The sequence below is a fragment of the Pseudarthrobacter sp. Hb11 genome, assembly GCF_059383655.1.
The window spans coordinates 222,328-247,582 of sequence record NZ_JBWZCM010000004.1 but is presented as its reverse complement, the minus strand read 5'-3'; the positions used below and the strand labels follow the sequence as shown (position 1 = coordinate 247,582).

24 protein-coding genes are annotated in these 25,255 nt (G+C 64.6%); 13 read left to right on the top strand and 11 right to left on the bottom strand.

The annotated features are described in order from the left end of the window. Nucleotides 1-18: 18 nt before the first annotated feature. From AC50X7_RS09635 to AC50X7_RS09610, 6 genes are all read right to left on the bottom strand, one after another. Nucleotides 19-1,110 (bottom strand): FecCD family ABC transporter permease, encoded by a 1,092-nt coding sequence (locus tag AC50X7_RS09635; protein ID WP_494978797.1) that lies wholly within the window; start codon nucleotides 1,108-1,110, stop codon nucleotides 19-21. A 10-nt stretch (nucleotides 1,111-1,120) separates the two neighbouring features. After that, nucleotides 1,121-2,224 (bottom strand): ABC transporter substrate-binding protein, encoded by a 1,104-nt coding sequence (locus AC50X7_RS09630; protein ID WP_494978796.1) that lies wholly within the window; start codon nucleotides 2,222-2,224, stop codon nucleotides 1,121-1,123. Nucleotides 2,225-2,355: 131 nt separating this feature from the next. Continuing rightward, a complete protein-coding gene (locus AC50X7_RS09625) occupies nucleotides 2,356-3,078 on the bottom strand; it encodes a hypothetical protein (RefSeq protein ID WP_494978795.1) in 723 nt (240 codons plus the stop codon). Nucleotides 3,079-3,271: 193 nt separating this feature from the next. Continuing rightward, nucleotides 3,272-6,751, bottom strand: coding sequence for an ATP-binding protein (locus tag AC50X7_RS09620; RefSeq protein ID WP_494978794.1), 3,480 nt, complete (start codon nucleotides 6,749-6,751; stop codon nucleotides 3,272-3,274). Further along, on the bottom strand, nucleotides 6,748-7,572 hold the full coding sequence (locus tag AC50X7_RS09615) for a DUF4194 domain-containing protein (RefSeq protein ID WP_494978793.1): 825 nt from the start codon (nucleotides 7,570-7,572) through the stop codon (nucleotides 6,748-6,750). The genes AC50X7_RS09620 and AC50X7_RS09615 overlap by 4 nt, the downstream gene beginning before the upstream one ends. Next, nucleotides 7,565-9,022 (bottom strand): DUF3375 domain-containing protein, encoded by a 1,458-nt coding sequence (locus AC50X7_RS09610; protein ID WP_494978792.1) that lies wholly within the window; start codon nucleotides 9,020-9,022, stop codon nucleotides 7,565-7,567. The genes AC50X7_RS09615 and AC50X7_RS09610 overlap by 8 nt, the downstream gene beginning before the upstream one ends. 233 nt (nucleotides 9,023-9,255) lie before the next feature. On the opposite strand from AC50X7_RS09610, the gene AC50X7_RS09605 reads away from it, so the two are divergent. The 3 genes from AC50X7_RS09605 (at nucleotide 9,256) to AC50X7_RS09595 (ending at nucleotide 12,558) form a co-directional block, all read left to right on the top strand. Beyond that, nucleotides 9,256-9,558: a hypothetical protein gene (locus AC50X7_RS09605; RefSeq protein ID WP_494978791.1), complete on the top strand. Its 303-nt coding sequence runs from the start codon at nucleotides 9,256-9,258 to the stop codon at nucleotides 9,556-9,558. A gap of 59 nt (nucleotides 9,559-9,617) precedes the next feature. After that, nucleotides 9,618-11,654, top strand: a complete 2,037-nt coding sequence (locus AC50X7_RS09600) for an acyl-CoA dehydrogenase family protein (RefSeq protein ID WP_494978790.1) — start codon at nucleotides 9,618-9,620, stop codon at nucleotides 11,652-11,654. A 64-nt stretch (nucleotides 11,655-11,718) separates the two neighbouring features. Next, nucleotides 11,719-12,558, top strand: coding sequence for a hypothetical protein (locus AC50X7_RS09595; protein WP_494978789.1), 840 nt, complete (start codon nucleotides 11,719-11,721; stop codon nucleotides 12,556-12,558). Here the strand turns inward: AC50X7_RS09595 and AC50X7_RS09590 are convergent, their stop codons facing one another. Then, a complete protein-coding gene (locus AC50X7_RS09590) occupies nucleotides 12,559-12,957 on the bottom strand; it encodes a YchJ family protein (RefSeq protein WP_494978788.1) in 399 nt (132 codons plus the stop codon). It abuts the gene before it with no gap. A gap of 163 nt (nucleotides 12,958-13,120) precedes the next feature. Here AC50X7_RS09590 and AC50X7_RS09585 point away from each other — a divergent pair, with 163 nt between their 5' ends. From AC50X7_RS09585 to AC50X7_RS09565, 5 genes are all read left to right on the top strand, one after another. Next, entirely contained in the window at nucleotides 13,121-13,933 is an 813-nt protein-coding gene (locus AC50X7_RS09585; protein WP_494978787.1) for a hypothetical protein, read from the top strand. A gap of 27 nt (nucleotides 13,934-13,960) precedes the next feature. Further along, complete coding sequence (locus AC50X7_RS09580; RefSeq protein ID WP_494978786.1) at nucleotides 13,961-14,965, top strand: aldo/keto reductase family protein; 1,005 nt, start codon at nucleotides 13,961-13,963, stop codon at nucleotides 14,963-14,965. Further along, nucleotides 14,966-15,829 (top strand): SDR family oxidoreductase, encoded by an 864-nt coding sequence (locus tag AC50X7_RS09575; protein WP_494978785.1) that lies wholly within the window; start codon nucleotides 14,966-14,968, stop codon nucleotides 15,827-15,829. A 110-nt stretch (nucleotides 15,830-15,939) separates the two neighbouring features. Beyond that, entirely contained in the window at nucleotides 15,940-17,079 is a 1,140-nt protein-coding gene (locus AC50X7_RS09570) for a sulfite oxidase (protein WP_494978784.1), read from the top strand. Between the two features lie 94 nt (nucleotides 17,080-17,173). Continuing rightward, the gene (locus AC50X7_RS09565) at nucleotides 17,174-17,554 is read left to right on the top strand and encodes an RNA-binding S4 domain-containing protein (RefSeq protein ID WP_494978783.1); all 381 of its coding nucleotides are present in this window, start codon (nucleotides 17,174-17,176) and stop codon (nucleotides 17,552-17,554) included. Nucleotides 17,555-17,597: 43 nt separating this feature from the next. Here AC50X7_RS09565 and AC50X7_RS09560 read toward each other — a convergent pair whose 3' ends face one another. Next, the gene (locus AC50X7_RS09560; RefSeq protein WP_494978811.1) at nucleotides 17,598-18,104 is read right to left on the bottom strand and encodes a hypothetical protein; all 507 of its coding nucleotides are present in this window, start codon (nucleotides 18,102-18,104) and stop codon (nucleotides 17,598-17,600) included. A 97-nt stretch (nucleotides 18,105-18,201) separates the two neighbouring features. On the opposite strand from AC50X7_RS09560, the gene AC50X7_RS09555 reads away from it, so the two are divergent. The 3 genes from AC50X7_RS09555 to AC50X7_RS09545 all read left to right on the top strand — a co-directional run bounded on the left by AC50X7_RS09555 (nucleotide 18,202) and on the right by AC50X7_RS09545 (nucleotide 21,419). Further along, complete coding sequence (locus AC50X7_RS09555; RefSeq protein WP_494978782.1) at nucleotides 18,202-19,641, top strand: HNH endonuclease; 1,440 nt, start codon at nucleotides 18,202-18,204, stop codon at nucleotides 19,639-19,641. Between the two features lie 214 nt (nucleotides 19,642-19,855). Then, nucleotides 19,856-20,473 carry a uracil-DNA glycosylase family protein gene (locus AC50X7_RS09550; protein ID WP_307097725.1) on the top strand — a complete coding sequence of 206 codons (618 nt, stop codon included), beginning with the start codon at nucleotides 19,856-19,858 and terminating at the stop codon, nucleotides 20,471-20,473. Between the two features lie 13 nt (nucleotides 20,474-20,486). After that, on the top strand, nucleotides 20,487-21,419 hold the full coding sequence (locus AC50X7_RS09545) for a prenyltransferase/squalene oxidase repeat-containing protein (RefSeq protein WP_494978810.1): 933 nt from the start codon (nucleotides 20,487-20,489) through the stop codon (nucleotides 21,417-21,419). 17 nt (nucleotides 21,420-21,436) lie between these two features. Here AC50X7_RS09545 and AC50X7_RS09540 read toward each other — a convergent pair whose 3' ends face one another. Together AC50X7_RS09540 and AC50X7_RS09535 are read right to left on the bottom strand one after the other, a co-directional pair. Next, a complete protein-coding gene (locus tag AC50X7_RS09540; RefSeq protein WP_494978781.1) occupies nucleotides 21,437-22,687 on the bottom strand; it encodes a type II toxin-antitoxin system HipA family toxin in 1,251 nt (416 codons plus the stop codon). Next, the gene (locus tag AC50X7_RS09535; protein WP_494978780.1) at nucleotides 22,684-22,950 is read right to left on the bottom strand and encodes a helix-turn-helix transcriptional regulator; all 267 of its coding nucleotides are present in this window, start codon (nucleotides 22,948-22,950) and stop codon (nucleotides 22,684-22,686) included. Before AC50X7_RS09535 ends, AC50X7_RS09540 begins: the two co-directional genes overlap by 4 nt. A gap of 320 nt (nucleotides 22,951-23,270) precedes the next feature. Between AC50X7_RS09535 and AC50X7_RS09530 the strand changes: the two genes are divergently transcribed. Continuing rightward, entirely contained in the window at nucleotides 23,271-24,416 is a 1,146-nt protein-coding gene (locus AC50X7_RS09530) for a thermonuclease family protein (RefSeq protein WP_494978779.1), read from the top strand. Between the two features lie 64 nt (nucleotides 24,417-24,480). On the opposite strand, the gene AC50X7_RS09525 is transcribed toward AC50X7_RS09530, so the two are convergent. Further along, a complete protein-coding gene (locus AC50X7_RS09525) occupies nucleotides 24,481-24,777 on the bottom strand; it encodes a hypothetical protein (RefSeq protein ID WP_494978778.1) in 297 nt (98 codons plus the stop codon). A gap of 264 nt (nucleotides 24,778-25,041) precedes the next feature. Between AC50X7_RS09525 and AC50X7_RS09520 the strand changes: the two genes are divergently transcribed. After that, nucleotides 25,042-25,242, top strand: a complete 201-nt coding sequence (locus tag AC50X7_RS09520) for a hypothetical protein (RefSeq protein ID WP_494978809.1) — start codon at nucleotides 25,042-25,044, stop codon at nucleotides 25,240-25,242. The last annotated feature ends 13 nt before the right edge of the window (nucleotides 25,243-25,255 follow it).

The following is a 25,255-nucleotide window of genomic DNA, read 5'->3' as shown; positions in this document are numbered from 1 at the left end:
GGTTTTTCGATGCGAGCGTCACAGCCCGGCCGCCTTGCCCCGGCGTATCAGCCAGACGAAGACAGGTGCCCCGACCAGGGCCGTCATGATGCCGGCCGGGACTTCGCCGGGAAGGAGCACCACGCGGCCGATGATGTCTGCGCCGAGGAGCAGCACCGGCGCCAGGACCAGGGAGAAGGGCAGGATCCACCGGTAGTCGGGGCCGGTGAGGAAACGGACTGCATGCGGAATGACCAGGCCCACAAAAGCGATGGGGCCGGCAAGAGCGGTGGCGGAACCGCACAGCAGCACGATTCCGAGGGCGGTGATGCCGCGGACCAGGCCCACGCGCTGGCCGAGGCCGCGGGCAATGTCATCGCCCAAGGCAAGGCTGTTGAGGATGCGCCCGGTCAGGAGCACGATGAGTGCGCCGGCGGCCAGGAACGGGAGTCCGGACAGAATCACGGACCAGTCGCGCCCGGCGATGCCGCCCACCTGCCAGAAGCGGAAGCGGTCAAGGGTGTCCTGGCTGGAAACCAGGATGACGTTCATCAGGGAGTACAGGCCCGCGTTGAGCGCGGCACCCGCCAAGGCGAGCTTGACCGGGGTGGCGCCGTCCCTGCCCAGGGACGCGATGAGGTACACCACGACGGCGGCGGCTGCTGCTCCGATGAAGGCGAACCAGACGTAGCCGGAGAACGTGGCGATGCCGAAGACATAGATGCCGGTGACCACGGCCAGCGCAGCACCGGCGTTGACGCCCATGATGCCGGGATCGGCCAGCGGATTGCGGGCCACTCCCTGCATGGCTGCGCCCGCAAGGCCCAGCGCACCGCCGGCCAGGAGGCCAAGGACGGTGCGCGGGATGCGGGCGTGGACCACAGCATGGTCACCGTTGGCCGGATCAAACTGCGTGAGTGCGTCCCACACGGTGCCCAAAGGAAGGCCCCGGGCCCCGATGGCAAGGGATACCCCGGCCAAGAGCGCAAGTACACCGACGGCGGCCAGCAGCCAGGCGGCGCGCTTCCCCCCGAAAGCGCGGCCGCGGGAAGGACCAACAGGTTCCTTTGCCGGCACCGTGGTGCCGGCAACCCCCTGCCCGGACGCCGCCGTCGTCGTACTGTGCGTCATGGAAAGGTGCTTACTTCGCTGCGCCGGTGACTTTATCCGCTGCGCCCGCAAGCTGCGGCAGGAACGTGTCCAGCGACCACGGCAGGCTCAGCGGGGAGGCGGCGGAGATGGACAGCGTCAGGGTGTTGTCCGAATCGGCAACCAGTGCGCCGTTCTTGATGGCCGGGATCTGGCTGAGCAGCGGGTCAGCCTTGATGGCGGCAGCGGTGGAAGCGTCCGGAACCCAGGTCACGAAGATGTCGGACTCAAGCTCGTTGGCCTTTTCCGCGGACCACGCGATGAAGAACTCCTCGGAGCCCTTGGACCTGTCTTCAACCACGGGAGCCAGCTTCATGCCAATACCGGAAAGGAAGCGGGGACGGTTGTCGTTGGCGGTGTAGACGTTGACGCCGTCACCCTTGGCGGGCTCCAGGTTGCCGTAGATGAAGCTCTTGCCCTCGATCTGCGGGTATTTGGACACCTTGTCCTTGATGGTGGCCTCGGTGTCCGAGATCAGTTTGGTGGCTTCCGCGTCCTTGCCGAGAGCCTTGCCGATAATGGATGTGGACTCCTGCCACGGGGTGCCGTAGGCCAGTTCCGGGTGGGCAACCACGGGAGCAATCTCGCTGAGCTTCTTGTAGTCCTCTTCGGTGAGGCCCGAGTATGCCGCGAGGATAACGTCCGGGGTGAGCTTGGCAATTTCGGTGAAGTTGATGCCGTCTGCCTCGGAGTACTGAACCGGGGCCTTGTCGGAGCCGGCGCCGGCTCCAAGCCTTTCGAGGGCCGCGTCCTTCCAGGGGGTGGAGCCTTGGTCGTTGCCGCCCCACTCAACCTTGGGAACGCCCACCGGTACAACACCAAGGGCAATGGCGACGTCGTCATTGACCCAGGAGACGGTGGCTACCCTCGTGGGCTGTTTCTCGATGGTGGTTTCGCCGAATACGTGCTCGATGGTCACCGGGAACTGCGGGCTGCTGGAACCGGGAGCACTGGCCTCGGTGTTGGAGGACGCGGGGCCCGTGGCACAAGCCGAAAGGGTGAGCGCAGCGGCGGCCAGAACGGCCGTTGCCTTGCCTGCTGATTTGAACAGCGTCCGACGGGTGGCGCCGGGCCCGGAGAAGAGGGGGGAAGTCACGGAACTCCTTAAGTGAATGAAGCGAACTCAAGTAAGGCTAGCCTACCCATATTGCCATTACGCAAGAGTTCCGTAACTTAATGCTCGTCCGTGACGAAGGACACAAGGGGAGGGCCTCCCCAATTGCCGGGTCAACGGTAGGAGACGCTCATCAGTATCGCCTTCAGGGTTCGGCCTTCAACCCCCCAGTACCAATCTTTAGCCGCCTCATCATTAGCAAACGGCGAATCGGTGAACAGCACATCTGCAGTCAGAACGCGGTCCCCGAGCATAATGAGCCCGTCCTGCACCTTCCCGTCAGGCGAGACGGGCAGTCCTGCAGTCAGCCCCATCCGGTAGTGGGCCGCGCCGTCACTGCGATCAACAAAGAATGACGAGTGGGGCGTGGGGACAAAGTGCCCCACCAATCCTGGTACCGGGTCCGTCTCGAGTACGGTCCTGTTGGCAGAGCCCGCCACGATGTCGGCGATCGTCCCATAATAGATGTTGATCACATCATTACCGCTGGCGTTGTATATGGTCGCCGTCCCAACGTATGGGGACTTTGATGGCTCATAAACCTCTACCCGCCAGTCCGCCGGATGGTCGAAGGAGAGCCGGCCATCCGGGAAGGTGAAGGTCACCAAGCCGGCGGGCGCCGGAGGGGGTGTGGTTGTGGTGGCGGCGGGAACGGTCGTGGCGGAAGCGCGCGCAGGAGCAGCACCTGCGGAGGAAGCGCTGGCTGCCGGCTGAACGGCAGACTCTGTGGACGGGCCGCCGTTCCCCGCCGAGGTGCCTGCCGTGCAACCGCCGAGGGACAGCACCGCCGCGGTGGCTGCTGCGAGAAAGTACGTAGGGCGATGTGCTGGGCGCATAGGGGTGCCTTTCGAGAGAAGGCCGTCACGCCCGTCGGGCGTCAGACGCAGGTCCCAGCGTTCCACGTCCGCCCATCGGGAGGATGATGGCGAGTGTTTGATGCCCATCAGCATGGCACCGGCAAAACGCATCCACTAGCGGTGGGCAAATATATCCATCGATTTGTTATAGCAGGTTTCCCTAGGGTTACAGCTAGCGCAGGATGATGTCCACGGGGTTGGCCTCTGACCGCCACGCGCCGTCTTGGCCCGACCGCGGCCGGATGACCGGCGCCGCCAGCACTCCTGACCGGTTGGTGCGCTTGTCACGCAGGATTTCGGTGACGGAACCAAGGTGCCGGGACAGGTCAATGACGTTTTCGGGGGCGGCTAGCAGCAGCTGGAACCCGAATTCGTGCAGCGCTTTGATTCCGGCCCCTGCGAATTCCTCGGACGCCAGCACAAAGGCCTCGTCCATCATCACGGTGCCGTAAGTGGTGAAGCCCTGCTCGGCGATGCCCAGCTGGTAGCTCAGCGCCGCGGCCATGATGAATGCAGTGAATCGCTGGCGCTCACCGCCGGACATGGAACCTGTGTCCGCGTGCATAAAGACCTCGGTCTTCTTCGCCCCGCCCTTTTTGCCCGGCGCGGGCCCGGCAACTTCCCGGTGCTCCTTGCACTGGATGAACAGGTGCCCGCGTACATCCAGCACCTCGGCCCGCCACCGCCGGTCCTCCGGCGCCTGCGAGCCCAGCCGCTTCACCAGGGTTTCCAGGGACTTATAGCGGGCGGTGAGTTCGGCGTCGTCGTCCCTTTCCCCGCTGGCACCTTCGGCGCGGGAACCTTCGGACCTTGCCGGCCGCGTGTGCCTCGCCTTCAGGGCGTTCTGGATGGCGTCTTTGAACTGCTTGGCCGTAGGGGGCAGGGTCTGTTTGATGTCCAGTTCCAGGAAGCTGCCCTCGTGGAAGTTAACCTGCGAGAGGATCCCGTTCAGCGGCAGGATGCGGCTGGTGATGGACCGGCGCTCCTCGTCGAGGAGATGCAGCAGCGTGCTGAAGGATTCGTGCGTGCGCTGATTAAAGAACTGCCGGAACTCCGCCTCCTGGGCGGGCAGGCCGTCGCTCACAATCGCGTGGTACCGCGTCTCGAACTCGCCGGCAGCCCCGATGGTGGTGCCATGGTCGGCAGAGATTGCGCTGCCCCACTCGCGGACGAAGCCCTCAAAAATCCTTGTGAGGCGCTCGGCTGTGGTTTGGCCGCGGGACTCCGCGGTGTGCAGTTCGCCCAGCAGCGCGGTCCGCACGCGGTTGGCGAGGTTGTCCAGCTCATGCATCTCCGTCACGTCGCCGAAATCAGCAAAGTACGGTTCCAACGCAGCCACGGTAGCGTCCGACGGCGGCGCCTGGGAAAGGCGCCCGCGTGCGGCTTCCAGCAGGGAATCTCCAGCGGTCAGTTGCCGGTCCAGGGCCTTGTACTCGCTCTGCAGCACAGCAGCGGCCTCGGTACTGGACTGGTGCTTCTGCCGCACCTCCTCAATGGTGGCGCGGAGGGGCTCCAGGTCCGCCTGCGCGGCCAGGGCATCCTTGAGCCGCTGTTCGATCCGAGCCAACTCCTCGGCCGCAACTGCCGCTGACACCTGTTGCCAGGAGCGGTGGTCCTCGGCAATGCGGCGCAGGGCGTCGAGCTGCCGGCTCATTCCCTGGTGCGAATCCTCGCGGGCCTGCGCCAACTCCGCCGCTTTGGCGACCTCCTGCCGCAGGTCCTCCACCTGGCCGGCCACGAGTTCCAGCTTGGCGGCATTGTCGAACCCGAGGACGTAATCCTGCCGGCTGGTGAAGCGGTCATCCTTCTCCACTGTGTGGCGGTTGCGCTTGACCACGCCGCCAAGGCTGAGGCCGCGGTCCAGCCGTGCCAGCTCATCCGGCTCCTCCACGCACGGGTAGGCAAAGTCAAGTGCGATGCGTTCGCGGATCCAGGCCCCGGCCTCGGCGGCAACGCCCGTGGTGAGGATGTCCAGCTTGGTGAGCAGGTCGCCGTCGTGCACGTCCTCCAGCGCCAGCGCGCCGCCGGAGAGTGGCTTGGACACGTCCACTGCGCGCAAGGCGCCCCGCACGTTGTGGTCGTTGAGATAGCGTGTCACTGACGCGAAATGTTCGCCGGGTACCAGCAGGGTGGTGGCGAGGTTGCGGAGCGCGCGTTCGGCGGCGGGGCGCCACTTCTCCTCCCCCTCGGCGAGGTCCATCAGTTCGCCGGCGAACGGCATCCGCTCCTCCGGAATGCCTGTCGCAGCCGCGATGGCTGCCCGGTTTTCAATGCTCGACGGCGGCAGCAGCGATTTGCGCGTCTTCAGTGACACGAGCTCCTGCTCAGCCGCCGCCAACTCGCGCTTCTTCGTTGCATGAGCGTCGAAGGCTTCAAAGCGGAGTTCCTGCAAGGCCTGGGAATCGTCCTTGAGCTCGGCCGATCTCAGTGCCGCCTGCTCGTGAGCCTGCTCCCAGCCTTCAGCGGTCCACTCCAGCTGGAGGCCGGCGTCGCTTAGGGCCTTGCGCGCCGCTTCCTCCACCTGCTGGCGGAGCTTCAGTCCCACCCGGGCGTTTTCCAGCGACTGCTCGATGGCGGAGATGGCGTTGCCGCCCTGGTTGTTGTAATCCGTCTCTAGCTGGCGCAGCTCCTTGGCCAGGCCGTCCCGGACCGATCGCTCGGCCCCAAGCTCCTTTGCCTTTGCCTGGGCGAGCTCCTTGAAGCGGGCCAGCATTTTCTCGTGGACCGTGACGGCCAGCTGCTGTTGGTAGGCCTCGAACTCCTCGCCGGCAAGGTCACGCAGCCGGTTCGCGTCCAGCAGCGCCTGCGCGTACTCCCTGTTCAGCCCGGGCACCGGGGCCAGCTGGTCCCTCTGCTGCCGGACGTCCTCCAGACGCTGCCTGATGGACATCAGGTTGCTGAACTCTTCCACGACGTCGTCCGCCGCAGCGAGCGTGGCCGGGGCGTCCAAAACCTGGTCCCGGAAAAAGGTGTTGACGCTGCCGCCCAGGCCCTTGCCCGCCTGGATGACGCGCAGGAGCGGCAGGGCCTGATCCGAGTTGATGCCCAGAAGACGGCGGAAGCGTTCCGCGAAGGCCTTGTGCACGTCGAAGACCTGGGCGTCCGGAAAGATCGTTTCCAGGGCGGCCTTCGTGAACCGTTTGTCGGCGATGCCCTCGAGCGCCTCCAGGTCCAGCGGCTCGTGATCGATCAGATAAAAACGTCCGACGCTCGACTCCGTGCCGTTCTTCGGCAAGTCAAACAGCGCCGACACCGTCACCCGCGTGCCGGCAGCGTTATCAAACGTGAGCGCGACGGCGGACCAGGTGGCACCCGGGCGCTGGAAGGCACTCGCCGAGCCCTCCCCCACGGCCTTGTCGCCCACCTTTCCGCGCATGTACGTGAAGGTGGTCCGCTTGTCCTCGACGGCCCCGCCGGAGCGCTGGGCAGCGGCTTCGTTCGACCTCGGCCTTGCATCGAAAACCCGCAGCATGGCGTCGAACAGCGTGGACTTGCCCACGCCCGAGTTACCCGTGAGCAGCGTGCCGTTGCGGTCCACATGCATCGTGTGCGCCCCATGGAACGTGCCCCAGTTGACCACCTGCACCAGGGCAAGGCGCATTTGGCCCGGGTTCGCCAGGTCGCCCATCGGCAGCATGGTTGCGATGCTCACTGGGCTTCCTCCTCAGTTGTGGTTCCGTTCGGCTCCGCAGCCGATGCCGCGCCTAGAGGTAACTCGCCTTCGGCGTCGTCAGGTTCCTCATTCGTCTCGGCATCGAGCTCCAGCATTGCCTCGGTTCCGGCGGGGTCTGTGATGGCTGCTGCCAGGGCTTCTATTTGGGCTGGGATGTCGCCGATGTTGTCGAAGGGGAGCGCCAGGGGCAGGGCGTTGGAGATGGTGTAGACGTCGTCCAGGCCGGTGGGGAGGAGGAGTTGGCGGGCCAGGAGCTTCGTGATGGCCCGGTTGACCACGTCCGAGTCACGGAGCGCGTCCTGCTGGCCTGCGGGCTGGTAGTGCGTTACCAGGTCGGCGATTTCCTCACGGGTGATAGTGGGATCCGTCTGGGCGGTGGCGTGCCGGTCGAGCAGCAGGCGCATCCTCAGCAGGACGATGGTTTCCACCCTGCTGAGGGCACGCTGCTGCCTCAGGATGCTGGAGCGGGTGCTGCCGCCGATAGCGTCCGGATCCACCGGGCGCAGGACGGCGATTTTCCGTTCGTGGTCCAGCTGCATCGAGAGGAACAACTCGGACAGGCGGCTGCGCAGAATCACCTGGTTGTCCAGCAGGACGGTCCAGAGCTTCTCGTCCCGGCCGCCGTCCACGTACGGACCCTTGAGCAGCTTTACCAGCGCCTGCCGCACCTTCATCGACAGCACTCCCGTGTCGCCGGGAAAGAGGGCGGCCCCGTCGATGAAGGTGTCCCGGGGCGTGACGCCACCGGTGAGTGGTCGCTCATCGGGCGCTGAGCTCGTAGCGTTTGTTACCTCAGTCATCAGGATCTTTCTTGAGCGTGACCAGCGGCAGGTAGGCCCTGCGCGTGGTGCCGTCTATCTGTTCGAAGTCCAAGGCATCCACAGCCTGGGTGTTGAAGGCCGCGCCTTCGTGCAGGGCGTGCGAGAGGAGCGCCCGGATGGTGTTGATGTGCTGTTCCTCCGGCGGCAGCTGCTGCCACGCCTCGGAAAGGGTGGACGCCCCGGCGATGGCGGAGCGGATGACCTCCGGTTTGGCCTTGCCGGTCCTCGGCGAGCGCACGCGGTCCGAGTCGCTGAAGGCGATGGGGTCGGCGAGCTTGGGCGGTGCGGCGAACTCATCGGGATCGAAGAGCTTCACCATGGACAGCGATTCGAACCCTGCGTTAAAGAGGACAGGTCCGCGGACCAGGCCCGGACGTTCCCGTTCGTACGGAAGGGACCGGATGGCCTGCTCGGCTTCCCGCAGGACCTGCCGGAGCCGGACTGACTGGCGGAAGTCATCGCTTTGGACGTAGGTGTTGAGGCTTTCGCTGAGCTTGCCGTAAATACGCTGGATCTGGCTGTGCTGCTGCCGGAGTTCTGCCACCAGGTTCTTCAGGGTTTCCCGGTCATCCGGTGAGAGGTCGTCTGCGAACTGCCGGCTGAGGACCTCGCCAATCGCCGACCGGAACCTCAACTGCTGCTGCGGGTCCTCAAGGAACGCGGTAAAAGAACGGAAAGTCCTGCCCTCGGGGCTCTGGCGGAGGCGCTTGTCCGCCTCCAGCACCTGCGCCATGGTAGCGCCCTTGGTCAGCGACTCCTCAATAATCTGGTTGCGCAGCCCGCCCACCAGCTCCTCGATCCGGTCGCGCATCTTTTTGTAGTCGGCGGGCAGGCTCGCGGCGAGGTCAAGGATGTTTCCCGCAGCTTCCACGGCGTCGTCGTCATCCAGCAGGCCGTCGAACTCGCCGGAGCTGATGTCCTGGATCAGTTGCTGGCGCTCTTCGATCTCGTCTTCCAGGGACTCCAGGCGGGCGCTCTGGTCCGGGTTGGTCTCGTTGGCGAGCTTCTCGACGTCGCCCAGCAGTGTGCCGAGGCGCGATCCATTCAGGGTGGACCGCTCGCTGGACAGGCTGTCGAGGAACGCGAGCACGCGGGCTGCCGGTTCGGTGACCTCGTAAACGATCTGGCCCGACTGGTTCCGACGTGTCAGGAACTGCCGGCGCGTCCACTCGTCACCAAAGGCCTTCCCGTTGGCGCCGCCTCCCAGCCCTGGCTCCTGCCGGCGGAGCTCCTCAAGGAAGGAGTCGACGTCGGCGTGGAACTCCTCGAGCGGAAGCTGCGGCCGGGTGCGCGTAAAGGATGCCTGAAGCACCGCAATCACCCAGGGGGCCGAGCGTGTCAGGGCCCACGCCGGTCCTTTGGTCAGGAGTTCGAGGTCCCGGAGCCGGGCGCCGATGGCGTCAGCCGATGACCTGGCGGAGCGGGGCACACACTCTCCTTGGACTATTGAGGGGGCTGGGGCAGGAGCTCCAAACGGAAAACTGCCAACAACAAGGTTAACGCAGGCGGCCGCGACCGCTCCGTGACCTACTTCGCCGTAATATCTCGATCCAATATCAAGAGCTCTTTAAGCCCGCTGCGGCTCTGGCTGGCCAGCCCGCCTGCCCCTACGCTCATGCTACTGACTTTAATCAAAGCAACATCGCAGCAGCAGGGGGACTTATGCAGTTCGATTTAAGCGCAGTGGAAACCGCTACCTTGGTATTCGCGGGCACACTCGTGTTCGCGTTTATCCTGGCCGCTTTCGTTCTCACCGCAGGACTGGTGGCGCTGGTGCTGCTGGGCACGGGAAAGCTTGGCTGGACATTGGTTTCCAAGTCGCTCCTGGCCGTGGTCCACGGCATTAACGCCGGCTGGGACCGGCTGGTGCACCACGCCGCCACATTTGACCCCGCCGGGGACTTTCAGGGGCAGTCCTCCCCTAGCACGGGAACCTACCCGCGGGTAATATTGAGAGACAGCTGAAGGGTTCTCCAACCCGGCGGATCCTGGCTAAGAAAGCTATCCGGCCAAGGAGATAACCCATGAGCTCCGCCACTGACAGCCCCTCAAAAACCACCGCCGCCAGTTCCACGAACAGCCCGGCAACAGACGCACTCCCGGAGGAAACCCCGGTTCCCGCCGGAAAGATCGGCGCCGGCGTCACGGCTGATGAGGCAAGGGCGGTTGCAGAGGCCGCCCGCGAAACCGGTTGGGAACGCCCCAGCTTTGCCAAAGGGCTCTACCTGGGCAGTTTCGACCTGAGCCTTGTCCACCCCTGGCCCGCCCCGGACCCCGCAGACGTGGAACGGGGCGAGGCCTTTATGGCCCGCCTGACGGAATATGCCCGCACCATGGATGGGCGGGTCATCGAGCGCGAGGCCAAGGTCCCTGACGAATACCTGCGGGGCTTGGCAGACCTCGGCGTTTTCGGCACGAAGATCCCGGAAGAGTATGGCGGCCTGGGCCTGTCGCTGGTGTACTACGGCCGGGCGCTGGCCCTGCTGGGCAGCGTGCACCCCAGCCTCGGGGCCCTCCTTTCGGCACATCAGTCCATCGGCGTTCCCGAGCCGGTCAAGGTTTTTGGCACGCCTGAGCAGAAGCGGGAGTACCTGCCGCGCTGTGCCGCCGGCGCAGTCACCGCATTCCTCCTCACGGAACCTGACGTGGGCAGCGATCCCGCCCGGATGGGCAGCACCGCAACGCCCACGGACGACGGCGAGGCCTACCTCCTGGACGGCGTCAAGCTCTGGACCACCAACGGAGTGATCGCCGAACTGGTGGTGGTGATGGCCGTGGTGCCCGCCCGCACGGACCCGGACGGCTCCAGGCACAAGGGCGGCATCAGTGCATTCGTGGTGGAGATGGACTCACCCGGCATCACGGTGGAAAACCGGAACTCGTTTATGGGCCTGCGCGGCATCGAGAACGGCGTCACCCGATTCCACCAGGTGCGCGTCCCGGCAGCCAACCGGTTGGGACGGGAGGGCCAGGGCCTGAAAATTGCGCTCACCACCCTCAACACCGGCCGGCTTTCCATACCGGGCCTGTGTGTCGGCTCAGGCCGCTGGAGCCTCAAGATCGCCCGCGAATGGTCCAACGCCCGCACGCAATGGGGCAGGCCGGTGGGAGAGCACGAAGCCGTGGGCAAGAAGATCGCTTTCATCGCCGCTTCCGCCTTTGCGCTGGACGCAGTCTTCGAGCTCTCCGCTGAGCTTGCCGACGCCGGTCAGAAGGACGTTCGGATCGAAGCGGCCCTTGCAAAGCTCTGGTCCACGGAGATCAGTTGCCGGATAGCCGACGAACTGGTGCAGATCCGCGGCGGGCGGGGTTTTGAGACCGCCGAGTCGCTGGCTGCGCGCGGAGAGCGCGCGGTACCGGCCGAGCAGCAGCTAAGGGACCTGCGGATCAACAGGATTTTTGAGGGTTCCTCGGAGATCATGCGCCTGCTGATCGCGCGGGAAGCGGTGGATGCCCATCTGGCCGCCGCGGGCGACCTTGCGTCCTTGGACGCGAGCCTGTCCGACAAGGCGAGGGCCGCCGTCGGCGCTTCCGGCTTTTACGCCCGCTGGCTGCCCAAGCTGGTGGCCGGCGCGGGCATGGATCCGCGCTCGTACAGCGAGTTCGGGCGGCTGGCCAAGCACCTGCGGTTCGTGGAGCGCTCGTCGCGGCGCCTGGCCCGGCAGACCTTCTACGGAATGGGCCGGTGGCAGGCGAAGCTGGAACGCAAGCAGGCATTCCTGGGCCGCGTGGTGGACATCGGCGCGGAACTGTTCGCCATGACGGCCTGCTGTTCACGGGCCGAGATGCTGCTGCACACCGCTCCGGAAAAGGCCGCGAGCGCCTACGAACTCGCGGAGGCTTACTGCCAGCAGGCCCGCGTGCGGGTGGACGAGTACTTTGACCAGCTGTGGCGGAATACAGACGACGGCGACCACCTCCTGACCCGGAAGGTGCTCGCCGGGAATTACACGTGGCTGGAGGCCGGCGTTCTGGACCAGTCGGAAGGCACGGGTCCATGGATCGCGGACGCCTCCCCGGGACCCTCCCACAGGGAAAACCTGCACCGCAACTACCGCTGATGCCACTGGTCAAAAAATAGTAAGCATCCTTGCTATCTCAATGGGTGGATGGTTGAGTGGAGCCATGAGCAGCTCAACGGACCCAGAGAACCTGCCCCCACGACGCGCCCGCGAGGACGCGGACGGCAGCGGAAGCTACCGTGCCGCCGCGGCCGACGATGATGCCACGCGCACCTATGACCAGGCGCCGATAGCCGACGCCGCGCCGACCTCCACCTACGAGCAGGTGCCTGACTCCCGGAGCGGGCCATCCGGCGCCTCCGCAGAACGGGACTACGTCCCGGCAGCCTCTGCACCTGCTGCGGGTCCGAACCTGACAGACCGGCAGACCGCCGTCGCCCGGGAAAAGGAACGGTTCGGCGGCATCAAGGTAGGCTCGGCGTTCTTCGGCTGGCTGACCGCCACGGGCATGGCTGTGCTGCTCACCGCCTTAGTGGCAGCTGCCGGGACGGCTGTGGGCCTCGCGACCAACACTGACGTCAATGAGGCGGTGAACCAGGCAGCCTCGAACACCGGCACCGTTGGCCTGGTGGGCATCATCGTCCTGCTGGTCATCCTGCTTCTCTCCTATTACTGCGGCGGTTACGTGGCAGGACGCATGGCTCGCTTCAACGGGGCCAAGCAGGGCCTTATGGTGTGGATCTGGGCGCTGATCGTGGCTGTCCTGGTCTCCATCCTGGGCCTTGTGGCCGGACAGCAGTTCAACGTGCTGGCCAACCTCAACAGCTTCCCGCGAATCCCTGTCAATGAAGGGCAGCTGACCACCACGAGCATTATCGCGGCCGTTGTGGTGGCTCTGGTGGCACTGGCTGGTGCAGTACTCGGCGGGCTGGCCGGCATGCGGTTCCACCGCAAGGTGGACAAAGCGGGCTTCACTCCGGATGAGGATTACGACGACGAGTAGTCAGGCCAGGATCCTTCCGTCCACGTAATACCAGCGGCCGTCCTCACGGACGAAACGGCTCACCTCATGGTGGGTGCCGCGCTCGCTGCCGTGCCGGAACCACGCCTTGAACTCCACCGTCCCCTGGACGTCCAGGGGGCCGCCGCGGCTGGTGGAGACAATATCCAGGCGCCGCCATTGCAGGTCTGGATCAAGGTCCAGGTTCGCGGGAGCCTCCTTTGGATGCCAGGTGCGCAGCAGGTAGGACCCGTCCAGCAGCACGAACGCACTGTAGCGGGAGCGCATCAGCTGTTCTGCAGTGGCTGCCTCTGCCCCGCCGGAGTGGAACCGCCCGCAGCACAGGCGGTATTGCTCGCCGGACAGGCACATGCAGTTTTCGGGTCCCGGGTCTTCAGCCATGACCTGATGCTGTCATATTCGGGTAACAGCTTTGAAACAACCCCGGACGCGCCCCTCCGCCCGTCGGCACAGCTCCGCAAAACTCCGTATGGTGGAGAAGGAGCTGTTGCCTTGGCAGAGGGGTGCAGGTGCGGGCCCGTGGCCGGCAGAGAGGAGAGATGACGTGGATAATCCGGATACGCTCATCCTCAACCTGACCTTTTTGGGCACTGTGGGTGTGGCTTTCCTGATGTTCCTGGTCCTCTTCTTACTGGGCGTCATCACGCTTGTGCTTGCGGGTATGGGCAGGCTCGCAGCCGTCACGCTGATGGCTTTGTTCGGCCGGCGAACCAGCAGGGAAAGCATCCCCCTCGTCCGCCTGGGCGTACCGTTCAGGACTGCGCACGACGACGGCGCTCCGGCTTCTGTTGCAGGCGCCCCTCATGCAGGACCGTCCGTTGCCAAAACCCCTAAACCCAAACGTCAGCCCCGGGATTGGCGGGGCGCGCTGAAGCCGGCGCACCTGCGTACGGCGCTGCGCACCGCGGTTGTACATCACCCCGCCGTGACGGCCGCACGGCCCGTGCCTCCCGTCCTTGCCGATGACTGGGCTTCAGCTGTTGCTGAGGCGGACGCAAGGGCAATGGCACGGGCGCGGGCGGCGGCACCGGAAATCAAGCTTTCCGTTCGGGACTTGCCGGATCCCCGTGTGCCTGCTGACAAGGTGGTGGAGGTCGCCCCGCTCGTGGAGTCGGCACTGGACACCCACGGCCCCGGCGGGGTGCCGCGGTCGTTTAAGAAGGCGCAGGCTCCCCGTCCGCTGGCGCCCCTGGACACGGGATCGCTGGTGTCTTTGTCTGGCCGAGCGCAGGTGCAGGCGCTCAAAGGCACCCCTCGCAAAGACACTGCCACCAAGGGACCTGCTCCCAAGGGCTCTCCGTCCAAGGGCTCTCCGTCCAAGGGCAATCCACAGAAGGGCAAACAGCCCTTACCCTGAGCAACCATCTGGGTTAGCGTGAAACCCATGGAATTCAGATACCTCGGAAACAGTGGCTTCAAAGTCTCGGAAATCACCTTCGGCAATTGGCTCACGCACGGCTCCCAGGTGGAGAACGACGTCGCCTCCCAGTGTGTCAGGGCTGCCCTCGATGCAGGCATCAGCACCTTTGACACGGCGGACGTCTATGCCAACACGGCTGCCGAAACCGTCCTCGGCGAAGCCCTGAAGGGCGAGCGCCGCGAGTCCATAGAGATTTTCACTAAGGTTTTCGGCGCCACCGGCCCCAAGGGCAAGAATGATCTGGGCCTGTCCCGCAAGCACATCATGGAATCCATCAACGGTTCGCTGCGCAGGCTGCAGACGGACTACGTGGACCTGTACCAGGCCCACCGCTACGACTTTGAAACCCCGCTCGAAGAGACGATGCAGGCGTTCGCGGACATCGTCCGGCAGGGCAAAGCCCTGTACATCGGCGTCAGCGAGTGGTCGGCCGACCAACTCCGTGCCGGGCACGCGCTGTCCAAGGAGCTCGGTTTCCAGCTCATCTCCAACCAGCCGCAGTACTCCATGCTGTGGCGTGTCATAGAGGCTGAGGTTGTTCCGGCGTCGGAGGAACTGGGTGTGTCCCAGATCGTCTGGTCCCCCATGGCCCAGGGCGTCCTCAGCGGCAAGTACCTGCCCGGCCAGCCCGCGCCGGAAGGCAGCCGGGCCACGGACGAGAAGGGCGGCGCCAAGATGATCGAGCGCTGGATGCGCGACGACGTCCTGGCCGCGGTCCAGGAGCTCAAGCCCATCGCCGAGGAAGCCGGACTTTCCATGCCGCAACTGGCCGTGGCCTGGGTGCTGCAGAATCCCAACGTGGCCTCGGCGATCATTGGCGCTTCCCGGCCGGAGCAGATCGCGGACAGTGTTGCGGCGGCAGGGGTAACGCTGGAACCCGAGGTGCTGAAGAAGATCGACGACGCCGTCGGCTCCCTCGCCGAACGTGATCCCCAGCAGACCAAGTCCCCGGCCGAGCGGGAACACTAGGTGGCGGGCTCCACCCCGGAACTGCCCGATCTTGCCGTCACTGGTTCCACAGGCGGCCTGGGTGGAATGGTGGCACGGCAGCTCGCCGCGGCCGGGTCAGTCCAACGCCTGCTTGTCCGTGACGCCGGACGTGCACCTGAACTGGAGAACGCTCCGGCAGTGGTGTGCAGCTACTTCGATGCCCCTGCTGCCAGGACGGCACTGGAAGGCGTCAAGGTCCTGTTCATGGTGTCGGCGGCGGAGACGGAGGACCGGCTGCAGCAGCACCGCGCTTTTGTGGACGCCGCAGCGGACGCCGGCGTGCAGCACGTGGTGTACACGTCGTTCTATGGCGCGGCGCCGGATGCCACCTTCACCCTTGCCCGGGACCACTACGGCACCGAGCAGCATATCCGGGACTCCGGGATGGACTACACGTTCCTTCGGAACAACTTCTACCTTGATTTCCTGCCGCTTCTGGCGGGCGAGGACGGCGTGATCCGCGGGCCCGCCGGAAAGGGAGTGTTTTCCGGCGTTGCCCGGGAGGATATAGCGCGCTGCGCCGTAGCAGTGCTGCGCGATCCCGCCATCCACAAAGTCAGAACGTACAACCTGACAGGGCCGGAGGAAGTCAGCCTGGCGGACGCTGCCCGGATCCTAACCGAAGGTACCGGGCGCAGCATCAGCTACCACCCGGAAACGGTGGAGGAGGCCTATGCATCCCGGGCATCCTACGGGGCGCCGCCCTGGCAGGTGGACGCGTGGGTCAGCACCTACACTGCGATGTCAGCCGGGGACCTGGCAGGGATTTCACCCGACATCCATGGGCTGACGGGCCGGGATCCACTGAGCCTCGCCGAGTTCCTGAAGCAGCCGCAGCTGTAGCGGCGGCTTGCCGCAGTTTTGGGCGTTGACGGGTTTGGCGGTCGGGCGTAAACCTGAGGCAGGGGAGCGTCCAGCCCGCCAAGCAGATCCCACGTCAGAATCGCAGCGCCATGACCCAGATCCAGCCGAACCCGTCGTCTACCCGCCAACCCGCAGTGCGCGACGAGCACGCGCAAGCCCCCGCAGACCCTGCAGCAGGACCGACAACAGGGCCACTCACCCCGGAGGAACTCCAGCTCGGCGCCCGCAACCACTCCATGCCCCTGGAGGCGCTCCGCCGCGACCTGACTCCCCCCGGGCTCCACTACGTCCTCACGCACTTCGACATCCCCTTTATTGACCCCGCCCACTGGCACCTCCGGATCAACGGGGCAGTAGAGCGTGCCCTGGAGCTGAGCATGCCGGCGCTGCGGAAGGACCCGGCCATCACCGTGCCGGTCACTCTGGAGTGCGCGGGCAACGGCCGGTCCCTCCTGAAACCGCGGCCGCTCAGCCAGCCCTGGGTCCTGGAAGGAGTGGGCACGGCCGCCTGGACAGGGGTCCCGCTCGCATATCTTCTGGGGAAGGCCGGGGTTCTGCCGAACGCTGCCGAGGTGGTCTTCACCGGCGCCGATGCCGGCGTCCAGGGCGGTGTCACGCAGCGGTACGCCCGCAGCCTGCCGGTCCATGAAGCGATGCGTGCCGACGTCGTACTTGCCTACAAGATGAACGGCAACGAACTGCCGCCCCAGCACGGTTACCCGCTCCGGCTGGTGGTTCCCGGCTGGTATGGCATGACGAGCGTGAAGTGGCTGGAATCCATCGAGGTGGTCACTGCCCCCTTCACCGGCTACCAGCAGGCAGTCGCGTACCGCTATCAGGATTCAGCGGACGACGCCGGGACGCCGGTTTCGCGGATCAGGGTGCGTTCACTGATGGTCCCGCCGGGCATCCCGGACTTTTTCACCCGCAAGCGGGTGCTGCCGCACGGTCCCGTGATGCTGCAGGGCCGGGCATGGTCCGGGCACGCGGCAGTGACTGCCGTAGAAGTGGGCATTGACGGGACCTGGCTGCCGGCGCACCTGGAGGAATCTGCTGGAGGGTTCGCCTGGCGGAAGTGGACACTGCCGTGGGTGGCCGACGCGGGCGAGCATGAGCTGGCCTGCCGCGCCACGGATGCCAGCGGCGCCACTCAGCCCATGGAGCAAAACTGGAACTACCAAGGACTGGGCAACAACGTAGTGCAGCGGATCAGTGTCCGGGTGGAATAGGCGTTTCATCTAAGGCGCAGATGGGCGGGCCCCGCTGCCCTCTTGCGGCCGCGGCCTCCGAGCCGGGGGACCAGGGCTATACTCGGTGCCAGCCATGACCAGTCTTCCTTCCTCCCCCGCCAGCGTCCGCATTGATGCGTGGCTGTGGGCCATCCGGGCCTACAAGACACGCTCTGCGGCTACGGCGGCGTGCCGCGCGGGCCATGTGCGGCTGAACGGCAGCCCGGCAAAGGCGTCGGCAACACTGGTCAGCGGCGACACGGTGACAGTCCGGATGTCCGGTTACGAGCGAATCCTCGAAGTGCGCCGTCTGATCAACAAGCGCGTGGGTGCGGAAGCTGCATCTCACTGCTTCACCGATCACACGCCCCCGCGGCCTGTTGCCCCTGCACTGGGCCTGCCGCAGCGGGACCGCGGCGCAGGCCGGCCCACGAAAAAGGACCGCCGCGAGATGGAACGCCTCCGCGGCGCTTGACCCGGGCTCGACTGGCGCTTCTGGATGACGGGCCTTGCCTCGCCTAGTTTCTGACCCGCGCCCGGACGAGGTTGGCAAAGGGCAGCTTCCCGTACTCCTCGACGAAAGCTGTGTGATACTCGGCCTCGGCCTTGTTCAGGGCTTCGGCGGGCAGTTCCTTCCAGGCGATCAGCAACTGCCCGGCATCCCTGAGTTGCCAGACCAAGCGGCCGTCCCAATGCCCTGGCGGCTTGCCTTGCCCGAAGTCCAGGAACTCCTGGATCTGTCGCCGCAGGCCGCGGTTTCCCTTGCTGCCTGGTCCCGCTTTGCCCAGGTAAAGGACCGCGGCGGCATCCACCCACTCCGCTGCCAGGGCCGGCTCTGGCAGCGATGGGTCCTTCTTCTTGAAGACCCCGGCGGTGCTTTTCTTTAGGAAGACCGGCTGGAACTCCTCCTGCCGCAGGACCGCAAAGACGCCCGTTCCCTGCGGAACCCGCATTACCTCAAGGTCCTTGAAAGGCCTGAAGCCCGCAAAGCCGTCATCTTTCAGGCCCTTCCTGGTGAACTGCATCCCTACATTGAACAGCATGGTTCGAAGCTGTTGCTTGCTTATCCACATAGGCTTTGAGGCGCCGGTTTTTGTCAGACCCTGCTGGAAGACTTTGGTTATGGAAGCGGATCAGGGGTCGGCGGGAGCAGTTGGGGCGGAGAACCGTGCTGCTCCTTCCATTGCTGATGTCCTTGAGTTGCTGGCTTCCGTTCCTGTCTCTGTCGATCGCCCGGGGATGATTGATCAGCTGCGGGATTTTGAGGATGTGAAGTCCGCGGCCGCAGCTAAGCAGGCGCGGATCGCCGTCGCCTACGACCTCGCAAGGAGGCAGGAGCAGGCTGCTGCAGGCGTCCCTGCCGGCGAACTCGGCGCCGGAGTGGGAGCCGAAATTGCCCTGGCCCGGCGCGAGTCCCCCGCCCGCGGCGGCAGGGTGCTTGGATTGGGGAAAGCCCTGGTCACCGAGATGCCCCACACCCTCGCAGCCCTCGAATCCGGGCAGCTGAACGAGTGGCGGGCCACCCTGGTAGTGAAGGAAACAGCGTGTCTGTCCGTGGAGGACCGGTGCGAGGTGGACGAGGAGATCGCCGCGGACACCGGCACCCTGTCCGGCGTCGGTGACCGCGCCATCATCGCAGCAGTCCGAGCGGCCTCGTACCGGCGCGATCCGCAGTCGGTGGTGAAGCGGGCTTCTCGTGCCGTCATCGAACGTACCGTCAGCATGCGCCCGGCGCCGGACACCATGGCGTACCTGACCGCCCTGGTTCCGGTGGCCCAAGGGGTCGCCGCCTACGCAGCCCTCACCCAGCAGGCAGATACGCTGAAGTCCTCCAGTGACGAGCGTCCCAGGGGCGCCATTATGGCGGACTCCCTCATCGACCGCATCACAGGCATCCCGGCCGGCTACACGGGCATCGACATCCAGCTCGTCATGACCGACCGCACCCTCTTCCAGGGTGCCAGCGAACCCGCCAGGCTCACCGGCTACGGAGTGGTCCCCGGCGAGTGGGCAAGGACAGCCATACGGCGCGGGGCCGATGAAACGAAGTCCGAGCTAGATATCTGGCTTCGCCGGCTCTACACGGCTCCCGCGGACGGCGAACTGGTCGGAATGGACTCCAAAGCCCGGCTCTTCCCGCCTGGACTAAAACGCTTCCTGCAAGTACGGGACGACACCTGCCGCACCCCCTACTGCGACGCGCCCATCCGCCATGACGACCACATCGTCCCCTGGCACAACGATGGGCCTACCACCAGCAACAACGGCCAAGGCCTCTGCGAAGCCTGCAACCACACCGAAGAAGCATCTGGGTGGTCATCCAGACCCGTCGCAGGGCCACGGCATTCGGTGGAACTCCGCACTCCCACGGGCCATACCTATCGCTCCATCGCTCCGCCCCTGCCGGGCACTGCCGTGACTGCGGCTGCGAAGGCAACCTCCCGCCGTCGGCGGAAACTGAGGCACCGAGCAAAGGCTGTCAAGCGCGCCAAGGTACGGAGACCGGCGCTGACAAATGCGGCTTGGCCGCTGGCCTCAGAGTTGCTCACCCAATTCGGGTGATGTAGCTGCTTCAGGCCCGAGTCAAAGACGACGCCGGCCCCACCTCGTAGCAAGGTGGTTGCTTCACGAACCCATGGTTCACAATACGGTTCCCTGTTGATGAATGCCGCGCCGCACAAGGGATACGGAACTTTCCCTGCCCACCCCTCCGCCCAAAAGCGTAGAGTGGCCTAAGACGCCTGATTCTGGACGCCTAGCTGCTGAGGGAGAAATCGTGACGATTGACTGGGACGAAAAAAAGGCCCTGCTACAGGAACCGAACATCGCGAAGGTAACCCAGCTTTGCGACGAACTGATGGAAAAGAAGCCGGGCTCCACTGTCCCCTATATCGACCCGGTACATGACGAAGATGAATGCCGGATCGTAAGCCTGCAGGTCAGCCCGGGAAAGGGCACCGAATCCGGGTTCGTCTCGCACTACAACGACGACGAAGCCGCACGCCGCGCCACCCAGATCTACGAGCTCGCCGAGCTTGACCCCCGCTACGTAATGCCGTGGAATGCCTACCCGTGGGTCCGCGATCCAGGTATGCCGTCGGCATTGAGCGTGCAGGAAAAGACCGACGGCCTGCGCCCCTTCCGCCAGTTCCTCAAGATCAACTCCCGTGTTTCCGCGATCATTGCCCACGGCACGGACGCCTCAACCTTCCTCACCCTGTTCGAGAAGACCTACCACTCCTCACTGAAGAACAGCGGCATCAAGGTGTACAAGGCCACCGCACTTGGCGGCCGCGCGTTCGCCGTCTCGGACGCTAAACAGGAAGAGCTTCTGGCCAAGAGCGTGGACATTTACAAGGACGCGATGCAGCGGGCAGGTATCCAGCACCTCTGAATTGGTAATGCCAATGCATGTGCTCGACTGGCTGCTGGGCTCCGATCCCGCAATCCGTTGGCAGGTCCTCCGCGACCTCACGGACGGTTCACCTGAGGATATTCGGTCAGAGCGGGAGCGGGTTGCGAACCACGGCTGGGCTGCCAAACTCCTCGCCCTCCAGGGCACGGACGGACAATGGGCCGGGGCCACCTATTGGCCGGAGGACGACGATGATCCGGACAACCAGCCGTGGACGGCGACCACGTACAGCCTCCTGCTCCTGCGCGACTTCGGCCTGGAACCCGGCAGCCGGGAAGCGAGGCAAGCGATCGGGCTGGTCCGCGACAACAGCCGCTGGGAGGAGGGCAACCAGCCCTTCTTCGAAGGCGAAGTGGAACCCTGTATTAACGGGATGACCGTTGCACTTGGGTCGTACTTCGGGGAAAAAGTGGAGCCCGTAGTGCAGCGGCTGATTCGGGAACAGCTCGCTGACGGTGGATGGAACTGCGAGGCAGAGAGAGGCTCCACCCGCTCTTCGTTTCACACCACCATCTGCGTCCTGGAAGGACTCCTCGAGCACGAAAATGCGACCGGCGGAACGGCTGAAGGGCGTGAGGCGCGGCATCGCGGGGAAGAGTATCTCCTGGACCGCGGCCTTCTCAGGCGGAGTTCGACCGGCGAGCTCATCAGCAGGGACTGGTTGCAGTTCTCCTATCCCACGCGCTGGTACTACGACGTACTGCGTGGTCTGGACTACTTCCGGACCGTCGGGGGCACACCTGACGAACGCCTCGAAGAGGCAGTGCAGGTGGTGCGATCAAAGGAGCAGCCCGACGGCAGGTGGTTGCTGGACAACACCCACCCAGGCAAGGTCCACTTCGAGCTGGAAGACGGTGACGGACAACCAAGCCGGTGGAACACCCTCCGCGCCCTGCGGGTGCTGGGATGGTACGAGGGCGCGTAACTGCTCCCAGCGCCGGCTCAGCCTTCCATCAGTCTTCGGCGATGCTTCAACTCCTTGACCAACGCTCTGGTGACCATGTCAGGAAACGGTGAGCCGGCGTCGACGTTACGCTTTTGCTTTGCCCCGCTCAGCCCATTGAAGGCGGTCCCGGACTCCAAGTCCGAGATCAAAGGGCCCGCTGCCTTTAGCCCGATCTCCACAACCTGGACAGCCGCCCGGTCGGTAAGACCCAGCCCTGTGGCCCAGCCAAGGAAGTGGCGGCGCGAAATCCCAGTCCGCTTCCCGTTCATGGTTAGGGCAAGAGTCTTATCGCCGTAAACCACTGTGGAGGGAATGTCGTACACCGGCGCGATCACCCACTCACCGGAGGGCTGCTGGACCATGGAGACGTTTTTGGCATGGAGATCGCCGTTCCCCGTCAGCCATGCGTATACCGCTTGTATCGCCAAGTTTCGAAGAGCGGGAAGCGGCGCCGAACAGTAGTCTGCGAGCGCACGGCAAACCTGGCCGTACCCTACGTTGTACTTGTCCGCCGGGTAGAGCTTCAGCACCTGGGCGCCGTCTTCCACGGCCAGACGCTGTACGCCGTCGGGCCCGGCTTCCGCGCCTGGCACACGGTCGAAGCGCTCCACCAGCAGTCCAGGCCTGCCCGCGACATCGCGGATCAGCTGGACGGGGCTCAGGGGAATCCGAAGTTTGGCGGCGTAGCGGAACATCACGAACTCGTTTTCCACTACGTGCGGGAACTCGGGTGCGTTGAGTTTCAAGATGAACTGACGCCCTGTGCTGGTAACTGGCACCGAAATCATTCCGGCGGACAACTTATCCTGCACCCCGGCCAGGGCCACAGGGTCAATCAGGTCCGGGTCACCTAGCAACTGGTCGAAGTCCACCGGCTGTTTTGGGTCCAGTTGCACTGCATGCCCGTCCGGGTTCAAGGGCTCGCCGTGGCCCACAATCTGGACGTCTCCAACAGGATTTCCACCTGCTGCGATGAGCAGGGACAGGTCGTCGTCGGCACTGGTCTTGATCGAGCGGCGCAGGGCGTTGAGCCGGCGGCCCTCCGGCAGCAGCCCGGTGAAATAGGGCGGTGCGGCTCCCGCGCTGGACAGCACAGGTTCTGTAATGAGCGGCAGGGAAGTGGCGACGGCGGGTCCCCCTGATGCGAGGTACGCCGGCACATAGCTGAACTTGGTGCCGCCGTCTTGACGTTCAAGCCGAGCGGCCAGCGCACCTGCCTTGTAGATGTCGGCGATGCGGTGCCTCATCTCTCGGAGCCCCCGTCCGAAGGCAGCTTCACCAGCGTATGGGCCGCAGAGCCAGGTCGCGTGGTGATCTTCAGTTCGAGGCCGAGCGTTTCGAGCACCGCGACCAAGGAATCCAGCTGGACGCTCGGCTTTCCCTGCTCGACGAAGCGGACAAACCGCTCGGATACGCCCGCCAGCTGGGCGAGGTCGTGCTGAGTCAGCTTCAGAGACGCACGGCGTGCTCTAACTTCAGCCCCTAAGATTTTGGTAATACCCTTCGACATGGCTCTCCGATAGGTACGATCGTGCCGTTCGTGTACTTGCGCCAAGTTTAGTACCGGGAAAGGGCGCAGCCCAAGGCCTTAGCGGTACGATCATGCCGGAGGTGTGGCTACACTTGCGAGCCCCCGACGCGCTCCTGCCCACCCGGCATAGCTAGCGCCATCGGATGAGGAAGGCCTAGAACTGCTGCGATCATGAGCTTTTCTTGAGGAAGCCTTGTGCTTCTATAGGGACCATCTATATGGCAAGCATTCAGGTTCCTTCACGGTTCGATCCCCTTCAGCTATGAAGACCTGGCGCAAGGTCCTATTGAAGGCAGTAGATGAAGAATCTGATAATCACCACATTGGCTACCACAGCCTTGGTGGCCGGCTCCGTGGCAGTCGGGGCAGCTGCGAATGAAGACTCCGGGACGGTGGTGCGGGTCATTGACGGCGACACTTTGATCGCGTCGATAAACAACGGGGATCACACTATTCGGCTTCTCAACGTGGATACGCCGGAAACCAAGGACCCCCATCAGCCGGTGGAATGCCTCGGCCCCCAGGCCACCGAATACCTGGAAGACCGGCTGCCAAAAGGCGCCCAAATTAGGCTGGAATTCGACGTCGATCGCCACGACAAATACGGCAGGACTCTCGCTGGTGTCTTCGCTCCGGACGGGTCCCTTGTGAATGCGGAGATTGCACGGGAGGGGCTTGGTATCCCCGTACAGTATGGCAAGAACGTAAAATTCCTACCGCCAGTTCAAGCAGCCTATGAGGAAGCGGGAACCGAGAAGACCGGCCTCTTTTCCGAGGGGATTGACTGCACCCTGCCCGCGCAGCTGGCGCAGACTACAGCGACGCTGGATGCGGCAGCGGCAGCAGCGCCGGCATCAACTTCTGCAGCCGCCGGGGCTGCTGCAGCTCTGCTAGTTACCGACCTTGCCGCCGCTAAATCTCTCAGGGCAGTTTATGCTGCCACCAAGGACGCCAACAGGGCCATCTACTGGGCCGGGCTTTCCGCCGTCGCCACTGCGGCGGCCCTCACCACCTTGGACAAAAAGATCTATTCAGCTGAAATGAAGCAAGCCCAGATCAGGTCTCTGCACACATCATTGGTAGCTGCTGAAAAGAAGGCGGAAGAGGAAAGACGAGCCGCGCAAGCACATGCTGCGGCGAAGAAGAAGGCTGCCAAAGAACGAGCAGCCGCGGAAGTGAAGGCTGCTAAGCAGCGCGCGGCGGCCGAGAAAAAGGCCGCTGAAGAACGTGCAGTTGCGGAGAAGAAGGCCGCAGAGGAAGCAGCCCGGCAGGCCGCCATAGAAGCAGAGCGGCTTCGTAGGTTGCCAGCACCAGCGCCATACGTACCCCCAGCTCCCCAGCCCTATGTCCCACCGGCACCAGCGCCCTACGTACCGCCGGCACCCTCCAAGTACACAGGTCCAAGATGTTACGCACCTGGCGGGAAGAGCTGGACCCCCTGCTAAACACCCCTGAACATCGGGTCCGAGAGCTTGAGTGCTCTTCGGACCCGCTGTCGTATGTGCCGAATCAGGAGGTCGGTTGATCGTCCGAGTTGGCGCTCTTGCGGCGTTCCTCGATGCTCTGGGCGACCTGCAGAATGCCGTCCTCCACACCTCCGGCGATGGCCTTTGGCGCCGCCGCAACAGTGCCAGCCGCAGCACCAACAGCTCCGGCCACGGCGCTTCCGGCTGAGTGGCCCAGATCGAGAAGGGAAGTATGCCATTCCTTGCGCTCGAAGGCCTCCGTCGCTGGCATACCGTAGCTTTCCGAGAACACGGTGAGAAGCCGTTGGATTTCAGATACGGCATCATAGAGTTTGGGCATTTCGAAGGGGTTTGTAACCCGGGTGAAGGTGTCAACCTTGGAAGCTTTCACCGCTGCGTCGGCCAGTTTTTGGACCTTTGACCGTGTTAGCTCAAGCCGGCGTTCCCGGGCCTGCTCAACGTGCCGGGCGTGTGTCCCTCTTGCGTCTGCGGCGGCTCCATGGATTATTTCCAATGAGTCCATCCGAACCATGTTCGTCAGTGCGACTGCCCTTGACCTCTCCGAACTGGAACGCATCCTGCCCGAAAGAGGCGTCGGTTCCCGCTGACAGCCCAGCAGATCAACTTCCTCCAGGTCCTGACGGGACACCTGGTGGAGAAAGGCAAGGTCAACCCGGCGGCACTGTTCGACTCCCCTTACAACGAACTCGCGCCGTCCGGCCGCGATGTGCTGTTCGGTGATGACGGCGTGGTGAAACTGTTTGGCATCCTGCGAAGCATTGAAGACCGCGCCCGGGTCAGCTAGCCACCCCGCATTG

Coding starts and splice junctions, on each gene's coding strand:
- AC50X7_RS09635 (WP_494978797.1), bottom strand. CDS start 1,110: ATGACGCACAGTACGACGACGGCGGCGTCCGGGCAGGGGGTTGCCGGC.
- AC50X7_RS09625 (WP_494978795.1), bottom strand. CDS start 3,078: ATGCGCCCAGCACATCGCCCTACGTACTTTCTCGCAGCAGCCACCGCG.
- AC50X7_RS09615 (WP_494978793.1), bottom strand. CDS start 7,572: ATGACTGAGGTAACAAACGCTACGAGCTCAGCGCCCGATGAGCGACCA.
- AC50X7_RS09605 (WP_494978791.1), top strand. CDS start 9,256: ATGCAGTTCGATTTAAGCGCAGTGGAAACCGCTACCTTGGTATTCGCG.
- AC50X7_RS09600 (WP_494978790.1), top strand. CDS start 9,618: ATGAGCTCCGCCACTGACAGCCCCTCAAAAACCACCGCCGCCAGTTCC.
- AC50X7_RS09595 (WP_494978789.1), top strand. CDS start 11,719: ATGAGCAGCTCAACGGACCCAGAGAACCTGCCCCCACGACGCGCCCGC.
- AC50X7_RS09590 (WP_494978788.1), bottom strand. CDS start 12,957: ATGGCTGAAGACCCGGGACCCGAAAACTGCATGTGCCTGTCCGGCGAG.
- AC50X7_RS09580 (WP_494978786.1), top strand. CDS start 13,961: ATGGAATTCAGATACCTCGGAAACAGTGGCTTCAAAGTCTCGGAAATC.
- AC50X7_RS09570 (WP_494978784.1), top strand. CDS start 15,940: ATGACCCAGATCCAGCCGAACCCGTCGTCTACCCGCCAACCCGCAGTG.
- AC50X7_RS09565 (WP_494978783.1), top strand. CDS start 17,174: ATGACCAGTCTTCCTTCCTCCCCCGCCAGCGTCCGCATTGATGCGTGG.
- AC50X7_RS09560 (WP_494978811.1), bottom strand. CDS start 18,104: ATGCAGTTCACCAGGAAGGGCCTGAAAGATGACGGCTTTGCGGGCTTC.
- AC50X7_RS09555 (WP_494978782.1), top strand. CDS start 18,202: ATGGAAGCGGATCAGGGGTCGGCGGGAGCAGTTGGGGCGGAGAACCGT.
- AC50X7_RS09545 (WP_494978810.1), top strand. CDS start 20,487: ATGCATGTGCTCGACTGGCTGCTGGGCTCCGATCCCGCAATCCGTTGG.
- AC50X7_RS09540 (WP_494978781.1), bottom strand. CDS start 22,687: ATGAGGCACCGCATCGCCGACATCTACAAGGCAGGTGCGCTGGCCGCT.
- AC50X7_RS09535 (WP_494978780.1), bottom strand. CDS start 22,950: ATGTCGAAGGGTATTACCAAAATCTTAGGGGCTGAAGTTAGAGCACGC.
- AC50X7_RS09530 (WP_494978779.1), top strand. CDS start 23,271: ATGAAGAATCTGATAATCACCACATTGGCTACCACAGCCTTGGTGGCC.
- AC50X7_RS09525 (WP_494978778.1), bottom strand. CDS start 24,777: ATGCCCAAACTCTATGATGCCGTATCTGAAATCCAACGGCTTCTCACC.